Raw genomic sequence first — 12,260 nt, 5'->3', positions numbered from 1 at the left:
CGCCCCGCGCACCTCCGGAACGGCCCTTGTCTGATCTCACCGTCACACCGCTCACCGTCAAATTCCCGTACCGGTCCAGACGCGGCGTCCTGCTCGGCCTCTCGCTGCCCCAACTCGTCCTCGTGTCCTGCGCGTTGACGCTCTTGCTGGTCACCGTGGTATCTACCGGGCTGCTCGGTGCCATCGCCCTGACACCGCTGTGGGCCGCGGTCGCCGCCCTGGTCGCCATCCGCCGGCACGGCCGGTCGCTGATCGACTGGACGCCGATCGTCCTGCGCTTCGCACAGCGGCGACGTACCGGGCAGACTTTGTGGCTCGCCCGGCCCGTCACCCGGCCGCGTCAGGACGGCGTCCTGCACCTGCCCGGCGCCGCCGCGTCGCTGCGGGTGGTCACCCCCGGCGACTCTGCCAACGGCGCCGCCGCGGTCCATGACCCGCACCACCAGACCCTGACCGCCATCGCCCGGGTCTCCAGCCGGGCCTTCGCCCTGCTTGACCCTGCGACCCAGAACCACAACGTCGCCGGGTGGGGACGAGCCCTGGCCGGCATCGCCCGTACCGGACACGTCGCCACCGTGCAGGTTTTGGAGCGCACCGTCCCCGACAGCGGCGACACCCTCGCCCGGCACTGGAGCCAGCAGGGTCACCCCGAGACGCCGGTGGCCGGGCAGGTTTACAGCGAGCTGGTCGCCTCCGCCGGTCCGGCCGCCGCCCCGCACGAGGCGTACCTGGCGATCTCCCTCGACCTGAAGGCCGCCAAGCGCCTCATCAGCCAGGCCGGCGGCGGCCTTCCCGGCGCGTTTACGGTGATGGAGCAGACCACCAGCTCGATCGCGCAGGCCGCGCGCAGCGCCGGACTGATGGTGACCGGCTGGCTCTCGGCGCGCGAGATCGCGGCCGTCATCCGCACCGCCTACGACCCGGGGGCGCTGTCCGCCCTGCAGCAGTGGTCAGAGTCCGGTCGGGCCGAGGCCGACCCGGCTGCCGCCGGGCCGGTGGTCCAGGTCGAGGAGTACGACCGGCTCGCCACCGACTCCGCCCGGCACGCCACCTACTGGGTCGAGGACTGGCCCCGCACCGAAACCTCGGCGGGGTTCTTGCACGGGCTCATGTTCACCGCCGGGGTCCGGCGCACCCTGTCCCTGATCTACGTGCCGCAGGGGCTCGAGTCCGCGATGCGCGATGTGCAGCGCAAGAAGGCGGCGATCATCGCCGACGCCAACGAGCGCGCCCGCCGCGGGCAGGTCGACACCGAGGTCGACTCCGTGGAATACGCCGACGTCAAGGTCCGCGAACGCCAGCTGATCGCCGGGCATGCCGACGTCGCACTGACCGGCCTGCTGACTGTGTCCGCCGAGACCGACGCGCTGCTCGACGCCGCGTGCGCACAGATCGAGACCGCCGCTGTCACCGCACAGGTCGACCTGCGCCGCCTCAACTTCCAGCAGCCCGAAGCCTTCACGCTCGGCGCCCTCCCTCTTGCCCGCACGGCCCTGTAACTCCCCTCCCACCACGATTGCCGATGCCCCTCACCGACCACACCCGTCTCATCCGGGAACTACACGGCCTGCTGGCCTCCTGCCAGGACCTCGCCGCCCGCCACCAAGAAGTGCTGGACCGTTACCGCGACGCAGAAGGCTACGTACGAGACGACGCCCACGCCGACTATGACGAAGCCCGTATCACCACCGCGATCGAGGCCAGCGACCACCTCGATGCGGTCGTCGCACAGCTCATCCGGCTGATCGGCCCACCGCCGCCCCAGACCTTCACCCTCACCTTCGCCGGCCGTGAACGCCACGACGGTGAACGGCCCACGAGCTTCGCGGTCTACGCCACCGGCCTGGACGAGGCCCGCCGGGTCATTGAAGACCTCCCAGGCTTCCAGCAGTGGCGCGAGGCCAACGCCTCCGACAGCCCGGTGACCACGGGCCCGGATGTGGTCTTCCTGACCGAGCAGAGCCACCCCGGCCTGCGCGCCCCCGGGGAGTACGCCGACCTGCGCCCCGAACAGCAGCCCGACGCCCCGGCTGCCACCAGCCGACCGACTGGCACCGGGTTCCGGCCGACCCCTCTCGCCTCGTTCCCCGGGCCCCGCTCCCGCACCCTCTGACCTCGCCGTTTCGCGGCGCAAGGATCCCCTTGAACGCACCCAGCCCCGACGCACACCCCTACCTGCGCGCCTCCACCGCCGGGCTGCGCCACCACACCCGCGCCCACACCGCCTCTCGCGCTGCGGCAGACCGTCTGCACGTGGACACGCTGCACGCCCACCTCACCGCCGCCCACCAGCTGCTCGACCAGCTCGCCGAGACCACCCGGCCCCCGCACCCCGCCGCCGGACGACATCTCGCCACCGCACACACCCGGCTGTTCCAGGCCGCCGCCGCCGTACACGACGCCTTCCACCTCCTGCCCATCGCAGACCAGCCCCCGACAGACACGGGCTGCCACCCCGACCGGCTGCCCGAAGGCCCGCCTGTCCTGACCATCTGCCAGCGACACCTTGCCGCAGGTCACGCCGTCCGGCGCAAAACCACACCCAGCGACCTCAACACCCCACTGCACGGCCACACCACCACCTGCAGCCAGTAACCCCACCACCGAAAGGCCCCCACATGCCCACGCTGAAGCGCTCCACCTCCGCTGCCGTCATACTCACCGCACTCGCCGGCACCACCGCCCTGTCCACCGCCACCCCGGCATCCGCCGCCAGCTACCACTGCACAACCAGCAGCTACAGCGTCGACGACCCGTCCTACACCGGCCCCGACTCCGACAACTGGGACCTTGAGGTGAGCCTCTGCGCTATGAGGTCTGGCGGCTACATCTACACCAACGCCACCGTGTACTGGGACGGCCCCTACACGGCCAAGAACCGAAACGTCCACACCTTCAACAACGCCAAGTTCCAGCTGCAGACCAAGCGCAGCGTCAGCGGCACGGACCCGGTCGTGCAGTCCGCCGCCTACAACGGACTTGAGTACGCGCTCGAACACAGCAGCATGCACGGCAACGGCTCCTATTCGACCGGAACGCTCAAGCACAAGGCGGGCACCGGCCGCTACCTGGCCGACGGCTACATCCAGCTGGACTGGTCCGGCGACGGCAAGGGCTACCTCAAGCCGATTCTGTTCACCGCCTCGCCCGTCGTCTGACCCCGCGCCGCGTCCAGACCGCCCGTCTCCGTGAAGGCCGCCCCTCTATGAGCCACCGGCCCGCGCGCCGAGCCCGCCGCGCCAGCGCCAGCCCACTGTTCACCCCGCACGGAACCGACCGCGCCTCCCGCAAGGCCGCCCGCCGGCAGCTCGCCGAAGCCACCGCGAAGGCACGCGCCGAAGCCGCCGCCCATGCCAGCAGCGCTGGCACGGAGGAGCGGGAGATGCCGCCGCCCCTCTTCCCGCCTGCCGGACGACCGGGCCCCGCGTCCTCCCGCAACAACAAGCTCAGGCTGCCCGCGCACCGTATGACCACCGCCACCGCGAGCGGGGCGTACCCGTTTCTCGCCGAAGGCGGTCTCGGCGCCGAGGGCATCTACATCGGCCGCGACGTGCACGCGGAGGCGTCCTTCTGTTTCGATCCGTTCGCGCTGTACGGCAAGGTCGAGGGCTTCACCAACCCGAACGTCTTGTTGGCCGGGGTAATCGGTCAGGGCAAGAGCGCGTTGGCCAAGTCCTTCGCGCTGCGGTCGATCGCCTTCGGATACCGGGTCTACGTCCCTTGCGACCCCAAGGGCGAATGGACGCCCGTGGCACAGGCACTGGGCGGCACCTCCATCGCCCTCGGACCGGGCCTGCCCGGCAAACTCAACCCGTTGGATGCGGCGCCGCGGCCCAACAGCGTCTCCGAGGCAGACTGGGCGGGCGAGATCCGCAAGCGCCGTCTGCTGCTGCTCGGCTCGCTGGCCCGCACCGTGCTCGGGCGGGACCTGCTGCCGATGGAGCACACCGGCCTCGACGTCGCGCTCGACTCCGTCGTCACCCGCGCCGCCGCCACCGGACGTACCCCGCTGCTCGGCGACATCGCCGCCACCCTCAACAACCCCGACGAACTCGATGTGGCCGGCGGCCTGATGTCCGGCCGCCTCGGCGACGCCTCCCGTGACCTGGCCCACGCCATGCGCCGCCTGGTGCACGGCGACCTGGCCGGGATGTTCGACGCCCCGAGCACCGTCACGTTCGATCCCAACTCGCCGATGCTGACCATCGACCTGTCCCGCCTGGGCGGATCGGGCGACGACACCGCCTTGGTCCTGGCTATGACCTGCGCGTCCGCGTGGATGGAGTCCGCGTTGTCCGACCCGAACGGTGGCCGCCGCTGGATCGTCTACGACGAGGCGTGGCGCCTGATGCGCCACCCCGGCCTCCTGCAGCGCATGCAGTCCCAGTGGAAGCTGAGCCGTGGCCTGGGCATCGCCAACCTCATGGTCATCCACCGTCTGTCCGACCTACTCACCGCAGGCGACGCCGGATCCCGCGGACGCGCCCTCGCCGAGGGCCTGCTCGCCGACTGCTCCACCCGCATCATCTACCGGCAGGAGACGGACCAACTCAGCGCCGCAGCAGCACTGTTGGGCCTGACCTCGGTGGAGAGCGACGCCATCTCGCACCTGAACCGCGGACGTGGCCTGTGGAAGGTCGCCGGACGATCTTTCATCGTCCAGCACCTCCTTCATCCGCATGAGCTGTCGCTCTTCGACACCGACGCCCGCATGCACTGAAAAAGCGCCGAGTTCACGAAAACTGACGCCCTCGACACCGACGAATCGATCCAACGGCTCATGCCCTTCTCCTACGCTGAGCACCACACGCTCACCCCTGACGACCTGGCCTTCTTCGAGGCCCTGCTCGCTCACCGCAAGCCGCCGGACCACCCTCGTGGCAAGGACTGCCCCGGGCCCGAAGACCCCTGGTCTCTGCGCATCCACAGCACCTGCCACGGCCCCGATGGCGCCTGGCGGGAGACCCTCTGCGTCTTCCGGCGCAGCAATCCCGAGAACGACCTGCACGCGCAGTACGTGGAGATGCACTTCACCCACGATGGCCGCGCCTTGCCCGGCCTCGGGCTCGAAGACCTGCCCGCCGCGGCGCACGTCAAGCCACCCGAAGCCAAGCAAGTCCTCGATCCGGCCGTCATACGCCCGGCCCGTCCACGCAGCCGGTGACCCGGGCCCACGCAGGTCGAAGAGACCCGTCCTCCGTCGAACACCAAGCCGTTCTCCTATCCCGACGCACCCGCTTTCCGCCTGCCGGGGAGGTGGCCGGTGCTGTATCTCGGCACTCCATCGGGGTCTGAGATACGGGCCGCGATGAGCGCCGGACGCATCGGCTGCATGACCACTCCCGCACAAGGCAGCCGCATCCCCGACGGTGCCCTGTATGCCTGCGACAACTCCAGGTTCGGCAGCGACGGCAAGGGCCGCTACTGGCCCGGCGCCGAAGCGTGGTTCGCCTGGCTGCGCCGGACCGTTGAACGGTACGGGCCGGATCACTGTCTGTGGGCGCTCGCCCCGGACCAGCCGTTCGACGCCGCCGACACCCTCACCGAGTCCCTGCCGTGGCTGGCCCGCATCCGCGAACTGGGCATCCCCGCGGCCTACGCGGCCCAGGACGGCTGCGATGCACCCGGGCTGCTGCCCTGGGACGCCTTCGACGTCCTGTTCCTGGCCGGATCGACCGAATGGAAGCTCGGCCCCGTCGCCGAGCGGCTGGCGCGCGAGGCGAAGGCCCGCGGGAAGGGCGTACATATGGGCCGCGTCAACTCGCGGATACGGCTGGGCATCGCCGAGTGGTTCGGATGCGACAGCGCCGACGGCACCTACCTCGCGTACGGGCCCGACAAGAACCTGCCCAGGCTCCTGGGATGGCTCGACGAACTCGACGGCAGCCCCTCCCTGCTCGGCGGCACGCAACCCTTCGGCGCCCCCGACGCACCGTCGAGAACGTCACCCCCAAGCGCAGTGACAAACGCTCCCGCAATCCCGGCGTCACGAGGTCCACGTGCCCGAACCCGCTGAACAGTCCATGCCGCACCGGTTGCAGCAGTTGTCCCTCGAACTGCGCCACGCCTGCGAGCACCTCGAACTGCTCGACAGCACCGGCCACGTCCCCGACCCCCTGCATCGCCGCCGCCCAGCGCCGAACCCGCTGACCCACATCACCTGCGGCGCCGTGGACGACTCCGACATCAATCCCGCGCACGACACCACGGAGGCATAGATCGAAGACCCAGCGCTCCCTTCCGCTATCGGCTCCCAGATGGTGAGCGAGGCCCTCAGCACCTCACCACGGCGCCTCTACCAGCTCCACCCCGCCGACAGCCCCGCGGAAATCCTCGCCCAGCTCGTGGTCATGGCCGCCCACCACCTCGACCACGTGCACGCACAACTCGCCGACGCCGCACAGACCGCGGCCTCCACCCTGACGCGCGTCGCCGCCGGGAAGACACAGATCAACTCCCTCGGCGTCCTGCAGAACAGCGCCACTCAAATCGACATCCTGGCCGCACGCCGCGCCGACGCAGTCGACCGCCTCAAGGAAGTCATCCACGCCTACCGGCAGGTGGCGGCGCCCGGCGACGCCACCTCACACCCGACACACCGCCCAGGCACTACCCCGATCCGCCCGTCCGCAGCCGACGCCCAGCCCGTCCGCGCGGCGCGCGGACGGTGACCCTGCCCTCACCCCCAAGGAGCCCATGGCTGCCGCCCGAGCCGACCTCGCCGCCTTCGCCACCACACTCGCCCAGCACCTGCCTGGCCAGTGGTACCGCAAATGGGAAGGCTTCCCCCCTCCCAAGGGCCACCGGCCAGTGGCCGACCGGGTCTGGGACTGCGGTCCCACCCGTTCGGCCCTCCTCGACGTTCCCGATGGCCCCGTCGCACTCCTCCACGGGCCAGACGACGAAACGCTCTGCGTCATCGAGCGCCCCCGTTACTCCCGCCAGTACCTGGTCGCCCCGCTCAAGCCCGAGGGGTTCAAGCCGCACCACTTCCGCGACGTGGACGAGCCCGGCGGCATCGCCGTACCCAACGACCCCGTCCGTGCCGCCGCCGCGGTCGCACGCCGCGTGCTGCCCCGCCACCACCGGGCCCTGGACGCAATCCACCAATGCGCCCGCGCCCAGCCCGAGCCGCCGCACCGGCCCGCCGCACCAGAGGACTCTGCTGCGCAATTCGCTGCGGAGGTAAGGCCGGGTCGGCGATGATCGTTGGCGGGGTCGCCTTCCTGTCGTGCGGTCCTGGAGGCGGTACGGATGTCGATGCGGCCGGTGGGGTTGCCGGAGATCCCGGAACAGACGGTGGTGGTGGCCCGGGCGGCGTTTCCGAAGGGGAGCCTGGCGATACGAGTGCGGGATCGCCTCGCGGAGGTCTTCGTCGATGAGCCGTTCACGGAGGCGTTCGGGGTGCGCTTGGCGGCGATGGCGGTGCCGATGACGTACGCACCGCGGGACTTGGCGATCTGGACGGCGAGATGGCCGACGCCGCTTGGTTTCGGTGTGGCCGAGTGAGGCCGTGAGTGCGGGCACGACCGCCGGGCGACAGCGCACCCCGCCTGGACACACAGGATGCGTCCATCTCGGTCGGCCGCTCCGGCAGGCCCGGGTCCGACCGGCGGATTCTCGCGCGGCTGATCAAGCAGGCGAAATCGGCGACGATCCGTCGGCAGGAGTGTCTTCCGCCGCACCGAAACCCTGCAGGTGTTACTCGTCGAGGAACTGAAGGGCGTGCTTCAGGAACCGCTCGGGGTACTGGAACTGCGCTCCATGCCCGGCATCGGGGTAGATCAGCAGTTGAGCGTTGGGGATGTTCTGGGCGAGGTGCCAGGAGTTGATCGAGGCGATCATCACGTCGTTCTCGCCGTTGAGGACCAGCGTCGGCTGGGTGATCGCATTCAGGTGGGTGTAGGGATTCTCGCCCGGCAGCGGTTCCGCATAGGCGATCACCGCTTCGACCTGCGCCTGCGCGACTGCGGGCGAGGCCGGCGTGTCCTGGTCGGCCCGCTGGTGACGCCGCTCCCAGAAGGCCCGGCCGGCTTCGATCGCGGCTTCCGAGCGGCCGAAGAACAGGAAGAGGAAGTTCTCCAGGACGTGGACCGGATTCAGCGCGTGGTCAGGCACCTGGGGGTCACTCGTCGGGTCCCCGCCTCGGAGGCCGGTGCCGAGCAGGAGGAGCTTGCGCACCAGCTGAGGGTGGCGCAGCGTGACCTCCTGTACCTGGAAACCGCCGATCGAGAAGCCGAGCAGATCGACCTGCTCCAGCCCCAGCGCCCGGATGACCGCGGCGATGTCGTCGGCCATGTCCTCGATCCGGTTACGCGGCGTGCCGGATGACGAGGCGATGCCGCGCCCGTTGAACAGGATGACCTCGCGGCCTTCGGCCAGGCCGTCGGTGAGCAGGGGGTCCCAGTGGTCCATCCCTCCGCGGAAGTGCTGGACCAGGAAGATCGGGACGCCGGAGGGCTTGCCCCAGCGTCGGTAGGCGAATCGGTCGCCGTCGACCTCGATGTACTGAGTCGGTGCAGTCAGGTGTGTGTCACTCATGGCCTGGCCCTTTCTGTGGCGGGTGAGCAATACGATTACGGTCATAATCTAAAAAGTCAACCACTTTGATGTCGATCGACATCTATGTATGATGGACTGCCGCGCGTCGACCGGAGAAGGGGGGTGGCTGGACATGCGGGTCACCAAGGCACAGGCAGAGCGCAACCGTGCGCACATCGTCGCGACAGCCGCCAGGCTGTTCCGCGAGCGCGGCTACGACGGTGTCGGCGTGGCAGAACTGATGGCAGCCGCCGGGTTCACCCATGGCGGGTTCTACAAGCACTTCCGCTCCAAGGCCGACCTCATGACCGAAGCGTCCGCAACCGGGCTCTCACAGACCGCGGCACGGACAGAAGGTCTGAACCCCGCCGAGTTCGTCAAGAACTACGTCTCCCGGGAGCATCGCGACAGGCGCGATGACGGCTGCACCATCGCGGCCCTCAGCGGCGACGCCGCACGTCAGCCGGCGAACCTCAGAACAGAGTTCGCAGCCGGGATCGAGAACCTGCTGACGGCCCTTCAGTCCCAAAGCGCTACGCCGGGGGATGCGGACCAGCGCGCGGCCCGCACCACGGTGATCGACATGCTCGCCCATTCGATCGGCGCGATCGTGTTGTCGCGGGCATGCCCGGACGGTTCTCCGTTGGCGGACGAGATCCTCGATGTCTGCCGCAAGGAAATTCTCGCGTCACTGGCACACGGCAACAGCGACCAGCCGGAGGCACGGGGCCCGGGAGCCTGATCGCAGCCGACCGACGCACGCCCACGACAGGTGGCGTCGCCAGATGGCGGACCATGGCCGTGAGCTCATGGATGAGGCGCTTTCCAAGGCCCGCCGTGATGAGCGGGCATCGAGTACATCGAGAGCCTGCACGTCAACGACCGCAATGACTTCTGCGGCGAGGCACGCGCCTTCGACATGGACCCCTCCCGATCTTCAGCGACCTGAGCGGGGTCACATTCAAACGGTGACGACGCCGCCGACTGCGTCGACACCACCGCATTAACCTGCACACTTCCGAACACCGACGCATCAACGCGCAGCTCACCCACGCCGATGACGAGACGATGACGGCGCGCCTTCTCGATGGCCTGCGCGCGATCGGGCACCGCACGCAGCGCGCCACGGGCCTTCCCGACGCCGTCAGGTGACGTACTCGTTCCTGTTCATGAAGGCCAGCGGGGACCAGTTGCGCGAGCTCACCCCGCTCATCGACGCCGGCACGATCCACCCCGTCGTCGACACCGCCTTCCCGTTCGAGTCGACCCGAGATGCGCTGGAGCAGGCCGAGAAGGGGCACGCGAAGGCCGGCGAGGTCGTCGTCAAGATTGCGTGAGGGAGCAGTCCTTTCCGGACCACATCTCTCAGGCACACCGGCAAAAGGGAGAAGCACCCTCATGAGTACCTATCTGCAGAGGTCTCCAAAACCCTCACGCTGGTGTGGTACCCGGACGGCGTGGTGGGAGCGCCGTACGCGAGCGTGCCCGCCGAGGCCCGCGCTGCGCTGTACGGCTGCTACTTCCAGTACAGCCCGCACGAGGCGGCGTTCGTCCTGCCCGCCTCCTACAGCACCAGCGACCGCGCCCTGCTGATCCAGACGCCGTCCGGCTCCTCACTGCCCAGGGCATCGGCGTCAACTTCCGCCACGCCAACCCCACCTCACCTGGCCCGCCGAGCCGCCCGCCCACAGCGGCGCTCAGCACGCAGCCGACGACGGGCACGCCGTCTTCAGCACGGCGATAGACGCCCCACGCATCCCGGAGTTACCGCTGTCCGATCCTGACCAGCGGATGCTGCTGCACGACATGGCCGACCGGCTCAACACCGTCGCCGACCAGCTCCCGCTGACCGACCAGATCCGCCCGGACCCGGCCTTGAGCGAGATCCTGGACGACGAAGTGCGCCACCTCGCCCGCTTGCTGGGATACCTGGTTGGAGAACACGCGTTCCGCCACCGGGCTGCCGCCCGCTCTCCGGCCCAGGTCACGGCCGCCCAGCGCCGCACCAGCCTCGCACTCGCCCGGGCAGCCGAACCCGCCGCTGCCGCGCTCGCCGCCCTCGGTGGCGCCGTCCACCACCTCGGCCAGCTCGCCGACCTCACCCACCAAGCCCCCGGGCCCGCCCGGACGCAGGCGTATTCCGCCGCGCACCAGGGGCTCGTGGACCGGCTCGGCGAGAGCCGTACCTGCCTCGCCCGCGCCGCGAAGCAACTGCGTGCCGCCGCCGATTCCCGCCCAGCGCCGAAGGCCACCGCCCTCCCACCGCCGAGGGCCACAGCAGCCGCATCCCGTACCCGCTAGCCCCTCATTCGCCGGAGCATCCTCATTCCCCTGCACTCCCCCGCCAAGGTCACGGTCGTCATCACCACCCAGCTCCGGCCCGACCGGCTCCCCTACCTGACGGCCATGCACGAAAGCCTCACCCGCCAGAGCGTGCCCTGGGAGGCGGTGATCGCCCTCGACGGCGCGGACCCCGCCCGCCTGCCCGCGCCGCTCGCCGACGACTCACGCGTGCGCGTCCTCGCGCTGCCCCGGCCAGTCGGCGCCGCCTGCGCTCGCAACCTCGCCCTGAACGAAGTGCGCACCGAGTATGTCAACTGGGCAGACGACGACGATGAGTTCACCGACTGGGCCATGGCACTGCGCCTGCGCACCCTGGAGGAGACCGGGGTGGGCTGGTGCGCCGGATACAGCCAGGATGTACACGCGGACGGCACAACTACCCTCTGGCGCTGCCCGACTCCACCCGGCCGGCACGAGGCCGGGGATGTGTGGACGTACTGGAAGGATCCGGCGGACACGATCCCGATCGGCCCCACCACGATCCTCGCCCGCACCGACCTCGTGCGCGCCGCCCCGATGGGCGGGCTCGTCCAGGGCGAGGACTATGTGGCCGCCCTGGGCGTCACGAGCCTCGCGCCCGGCATCCTGCTGCCCGTCCCGGTCTACCGCTACCGCAAACACGCAGGCCAGATGACCCGGCAGGACGACTACGACGCCTTGGAGGCGAGTGCCCGCCGGCACGCGTGGAACTTCGGGCGCAGCCTGCGCGCGGCTCTCGCACACCGGGCGCCGAGCGATGCGGCCACACGAGCATGATGTCGTCCGACGTCACCGAGGCCGCCTTGGACTCCCTTGCCCGGCGTCTGGACGAGCTGGCCGACCACTTCCCCACTGGCCCCGAAGCCGTCGACCTGGTCACGCTCACCGACGACATCAACCTGCTGGCCCACCATCTGCAGCAGGCCACCGAACGCGCTCAGGAGCGCTTCACCACGCCGGTGACGGTCCACATGCCCGAACGCCTCGCCCTGGTCCGGCTGTCGGAGGCGACCTCCGGGATTGCGAACGCCCTGCACATCCTCTCCGACGCCCTGACCTACGCGGCAACCGGCTTCCAGCACGAGGCTACCGCGAACCTCGCCCACTCCCCGCTGCGCAACGACCCGAAGGCCATGCGGGTGATCACGGCCGAGAAATACGCCGCGCCCGCGCCCAGCTGCGCAGCACCGCCGCCCGCCTGCGCGCGACACCGGCCGGGCCGGCCACGCCACGAACCGCCGCCCCGCGCCCCCAGGTGGCGGCTCCCTCGCAGCCCCGGCAGCGGACCCGCCACTGAAGCCCACTGAAGGAAACGCACTCGCCTCGTGCCAAGACGCGCTCACAGCATGGCAGGACCGCAAGCGGGACCTCATCCTCCTGCCACACGAGGCCCTTGA

General features: G+C 70.0%; 17 protein-coding genes. 16 read left to right on the top strand and 1 reads right to left on the bottom strand.

All coding sequences use genetic code 11. The annotated features are described in order from the left end of the window. Nucleotides 1-26: 26 nt before the first annotated feature. From OG254_RS39075 to OG254_RS39025, 11 genes are all read left to right on the top strand, one after another. The gene (locus OG254_RS39075; RefSeq protein WP_405591690.1) at nucleotides 27-1,499 is read left to right on the top strand and encodes an SCO6880 family protein; all 1,473 of its coding nucleotides are present in this window, start codon (nucleotides 27-29) and stop codon (nucleotides 1,497-1,499) included. Nucleotides 1,500-1,522: 23 nt separating this feature from the next. Next, nucleotides 1,523-2,113, top strand: coding sequence for a hypothetical protein (locus OG254_RS39070; RefSeq protein ID WP_405591687.1), 591 nt, complete (start codon nucleotides 1,523-1,525; stop codon nucleotides 2,111-2,113). Nucleotides 2,114-2,142: 29 nt separating this feature from the next. Beyond that, nucleotides 2,143-2,595 carry a DUF6238 family protein gene (locus tag OG254_RS39065; RefSeq protein ID WP_405591684.1) on the top strand — a complete coding sequence of 151 codons (453 nt, stop codon included), beginning with the start codon at nucleotides 2,143-2,145 and terminating at the stop codon, nucleotides 2,593-2,595. 23 nt (nucleotides 2,596-2,618) lie between these two features. Next, on the top strand, nucleotides 2,619-3,158 hold the full coding sequence (locus OG254_RS39060) for a hypothetical protein (protein ID WP_405591681.1): 540 nt from the start codon (nucleotides 2,619-2,621) through the stop codon (nucleotides 3,156-3,158). Nucleotides 3,159-3,205: 47 nt separating this feature from the next. Then, on the top strand, nucleotides 3,206-4,720 hold the full coding sequence (locus tag OG254_RS39055; protein WP_405591678.1) for an ATP-binding protein: 1,515 nt from the start codon (nucleotides 3,206-3,208) through the stop codon (nucleotides 4,718-4,720). 60 nt (nucleotides 4,721-4,780) lie between these two features. Next, on the top strand, nucleotides 4,781-5,164 hold the full coding sequence (locus OG254_RS39050; RefSeq protein WP_405591675.1) for a hypothetical protein: 384 nt from the start codon (nucleotides 4,781-4,783) through the stop codon (nucleotides 5,162-5,164). Between the two features lie 144 nt (nucleotides 5,165-5,308). Beyond that, nucleotides 5,309-6,016 carry a hypothetical protein gene (locus OG254_RS39045; RefSeq protein ID WP_405591672.1) on the top strand — a complete coding sequence of 236 codons (708 nt, stop codon included), beginning with the start codon at nucleotides 5,309-5,311 and terminating at the stop codon, nucleotides 6,014-6,016. After that, nucleotides 6,000-6,218 carry a hypothetical protein gene (locus tag OG254_RS39040; RefSeq protein ID WP_405591669.1) on the top strand — a complete coding sequence of 73 codons (219 nt, stop codon included), beginning with the start codon at nucleotides 6,000-6,002 and terminating at the stop codon, nucleotides 6,216-6,218. The genes OG254_RS39045 and OG254_RS39040 overlap by 17 nt, the downstream gene beginning before the upstream one ends. 39 nt (nucleotides 6,219-6,257) lie before the next feature. Continuing rightward, nucleotides 6,258-6,671 (top strand): hypothetical protein, encoded by a 414-nt coding sequence (locus tag OG254_RS39035; protein WP_405591666.1) that lies wholly within the window; start codon nucleotides 6,258-6,260, stop codon nucleotides 6,669-6,671. 25 nt (nucleotides 6,672-6,696) lie between these two features. Further along, nucleotides 6,697-7,206, top strand: coding sequence for a hypothetical protein (locus OG254_RS39030; RefSeq protein ID WP_405591663.1), 510 nt, complete (start codon nucleotides 6,697-6,699; stop codon nucleotides 7,204-7,206). Between the two features lie 48 nt (nucleotides 7,207-7,254). Next, complete coding sequence (locus OG254_RS39025; RefSeq protein WP_405595678.1) at nucleotides 7,255-7,509, top strand: hypothetical protein; 255 nt, start codon at nucleotides 7,255-7,257, stop codon at nucleotides 7,507-7,509. A gap of 192 nt (nucleotides 7,510-7,701) precedes the next feature. On the opposite strand, the gene OG254_RS39020 is transcribed toward OG254_RS39025, so the two are convergent. Beyond that, nucleotides 7,702-8,541, bottom strand: a complete 840-nt coding sequence (locus OG254_RS39020; protein ID WP_046706109.1) for an alpha/beta fold hydrolase — start codon at nucleotides 8,539-8,541, stop codon at nucleotides 7,702-7,704. Nucleotides 8,542-8,674: 133 nt separating this feature from the next. Here OG254_RS39020 and OG254_RS39015 point away from each other — a divergent pair, with 133 nt between their 5' ends. The 5 genes from OG254_RS39015 to OG254_RS38995 all read left to right on the top strand — a co-directional run bounded on the left by OG254_RS39015 (nucleotide 8,675) and on the right by OG254_RS38995 (nucleotide 12,170). Further along, nucleotides 8,675-9,283, top strand: coding sequence for a TetR/AcrR family transcriptional regulator (locus OG254_RS39015; RefSeq protein WP_060902861.1), 609 nt, complete (start codon nucleotides 8,675-8,677; stop codon nucleotides 9,281-9,283). 427 nt (nucleotides 9,284-9,710) lie between these two features. Further along, nucleotides 9,711-9,878 (top strand): zinc-binding dehydrogenase, encoded by a 168-nt coding sequence (locus tag OG254_RS39010; protein ID WP_097223063.1) that lies wholly within the window; start codon nucleotides 9,711-9,713, stop codon nucleotides 9,876-9,878. A gap of 454 nt (nucleotides 9,879-10,332) precedes the next feature. Then, complete coding sequence (locus tag OG254_RS39005; protein WP_405591660.1) at nucleotides 10,333-10,842, top strand: hypothetical protein; 510 nt, start codon at nucleotides 10,333-10,335, stop codon at nucleotides 10,840-10,842. 60 nt (nucleotides 10,843-10,902) lie between these two features. Then, complete coding sequence (locus tag OG254_RS39000; protein WP_405595455.1) at nucleotides 10,903-11,640, top strand: glycosyltransferase family 2 protein; 738 nt, start codon at nucleotides 10,903-10,905, stop codon at nucleotides 11,638-11,640. Further along, the gene (locus OG254_RS38995; protein WP_405591657.1) at nucleotides 11,637-12,170 is read left to right on the top strand and encodes a hypothetical protein; all 534 of its coding nucleotides are present in this window, start codon (nucleotides 11,637-11,639) and stop codon (nucleotides 12,168-12,170) included. The genes OG254_RS39000 and OG254_RS38995 overlap by 4 nt, the downstream gene beginning before the upstream one ends. The last annotated feature ends 90 nt before the right edge of the window (nucleotides 12,171-12,260 follow it).

This window comes from Streptomyces sp. NBC_01092 (assembly GCF_045039535.1).
Lineage (GTDB): Bacteria > Actinomycetota > Actinomycetes > Streptomycetales > Streptomycetaceae > Streptomyces.
The sequence above is the reverse complement of the archived record's forward strand: the minus strand, read 5'-3'. Positions and strand labels throughout refer to the sequence as shown.

Bases quoted from the DNA above. Each gene is read 5' to 3' on its own strand.
- OG254_RS39070 (WP_405591687.1), top strand. From the start codon at position 1,523: ATGCCCCTCACCGACCACACCCGTCTCATCCGGGAACTACACGGCCTG.
- OG254_RS39060 (WP_405591681.1), top strand. From the start codon at position 2,619: ATGCCCACGCTGAAGCGCTCCACCTCCGCTGCCGTCATACTCACCGCA.
- OG254_RS39055 (WP_405591678.1), top strand. From the start codon at position 3,206: ATGAGCCACCGGCCCGCGCGCCGAGCCCGCCGCGCCAGCGCCAGCCCA.
- OG254_RS39050 (WP_405591675.1), top strand. From the start codon at position 4,781: ATGCCCTTCTCCTACGCTGAGCACCACACGCTCACCCCTGACGACCTG.
- OG254_RS39045 (WP_405591672.1), top strand. From the start codon at position 5,309: ATGAGCGCCGGACGCATCGGCTGCATGACCACTCCCGCACAAGGCAGC.
- OG254_RS39035 (WP_405591666.1), top strand. From the start codon at position 6,258: ATGGTGAGCGAGGCCCTCAGCACCTCACCACGGCGCCTCTACCAGCTC.
- OG254_RS39030 (WP_405591663.1), top strand. From the start codon at position 6,697: ATGGCTGCCGCCCGAGCCGACCTCGCCGCCTTCGCCACCACACTCGCC.
- OG254_RS39025 (WP_405595678.1), top strand. From the start codon at position 7,255: ATGTCGATGCGGCCGGTGGGGTTGCCGGAGATCCCGGAACAGACGGTG.
- OG254_RS39020 (WP_046706109.1), bottom strand. From the start codon at position 8,541: ATGAGTGACACACACCTGACTGCACCGACTCAGTACATCGAGGTCGAC.
- OG254_RS39015 (WP_060902861.1), top strand. From the start codon at position 8,675: ATGCGGGTCACCAAGGCACAGGCAGAGCGCAACCGTGCGCACATCGTC.
- OG254_RS39010 (WP_097223063.1), top strand. From the start codon at position 9,711: ATGAAGGCCAGCGGGGACCAGTTGCGCGAGCTCACCCCGCTCATCGAC.
- OG254_RS39005 (WP_405591660.1), top strand. From the start codon at position 10,333: ATGCTGCTGCACGACATGGCCGACCGGCTCAACACCGTCGCCGACCAG.
- OG254_RS38995 (WP_405591657.1), top strand. From the start codon at position 11,637: ATGATGTCGTCCGACGTCACCGAGGCCGCCTTGGACTCCCTTGCCCGG.